Below are 1362 nucleotides of genomic sequence, written 5' to 3'. Positions count from 1 at the left end.
TCCTCCAGTTCCTCCCTTGCCCACGACATAGACCCCGGAGTTCACAACGATCTTGACCGTGTCGTTGACATTCCAAGATGCATCTACCGTCAAGGCGTATTGATTCACTGCTGTCGCGTTCAGGTTCCCCGTGATCACAAAGACCACATCCGTGAGTCCCGCCAGATAACCAACCGGGCTTCCGTTGATGTTGCCCATAACATTGGCCACCTTGTCCAGACTGGCCAGGTAGTTGCTCTGGGAACCCACGTTCACCGTCAGGGTTCTTCTTGGTGGGGGATTGGTGTTGACAGCGAGGCTGTAAGTTGCCGTGCCTCCCGGTCCCGCTGCAGTAAAGACACAGGTGGATGGATTTGCAACCCAATCAACGGCCGCAGTCACGCTGGCCAATGTGCCGCTGGGTGCAACACTCTGATTGGCGGTGAACCCTACTCCTGAAGAAGTGCACTTGTATGACACCACCGATGCATTGGTGCTGCTCCAGCTCAGAGTGCCCGGCAAGGTCGCCACCCAGGGCGAGGGGCCTTGAGACGCCGTGATGGTGGGCGCCGCCCACTGCCCGCCTTGGATGTCCGTGCTCAAGGCCGCGACCGTTCGCGTTCGCGTCGTCGTCAGCGCGCTGTGGGCGTACGTAGTTTGTGCAACCCCACCTGCATCAGGATGGCTCTCGCTGATCACACGCCCGACAGCGTCGTACTCGAAGCTGGTCCACATGGGACTATCAGTGCTCGCATAGATGCGTGACTGCCGTGCTACCTGTCCTTGGGCGTTGTATTCGGTATCTTGATACAGCGTTGCTCCTGCACCTCCACCATCGAAGCCTTGGGTTTGGCTGCGAACTTGTCGGTTCAGGGTGTCGTAGAAGGTGCGCTTCTCAGGTGCACTGATGGCTGCATTCTTGGCATAGGACTGCTCAATGGCCACCCAGGCCACCGTCGCCGGACCTACGCTGCTTGGGCAATTGGCACCAGCCTCGGAGCACAGCTTGTAGCTCCAGGTGGTGTAGGTTTCATCTGCCCGGGTTTCACGGGTCTTGCGTCCCCAGCTGTCGTAGATCCAGTTGGTGGGGAGGCTGTTGGGACCGGTCAGGGTGGTAAGACCTCCGAACCGCGTGTCAAAGACTCTGCTCTCGGATTGCAAGAGCGCGTTTGTCGCTGAGATGGGGAATCGCCCGTCTGTACCGTAGCCCACGCTGTTGGTGCGTGCAGTACCTGCACTCAGGATAGTGTTGCCTGTGGCTCCGCTGCAGACTGTAGCGCTGCTGCCAGTCCTGTTACCAAAGCTGTCGTAGGTGTAGCTGGTTTGCAGGCAGCTGTTCGGAGTGTTGGGCTCCTGGACTTCTTTGCTCAGCAGGCCTTGGGC

At 59.0% G+C, this 1362-nt stretch carries 1 pseudogene; it reads right to left on the bottom strand.

Going from position 1 to position 1362, the window contains the following annotated elements:
- Positions 1 to 1362 (bottom strand): annotated as a pseudogene (locus CHU94_RS19145) (hypothetical protein); the annotation flags it as partial.

The sequence above is a fragment of the Rhodoferax sp. TH121 genome, from assembly GCF_002251855.1.
Classification (GTDB): domain Bacteria; phylum Pseudomonadota; class Gammaproteobacteria; order Burkholderiales; family Burkholderiaceae_C; genus Allorhodoferax.
This window is presented reverse-complemented; position numbering and strand designations above follow the sequence as displayed.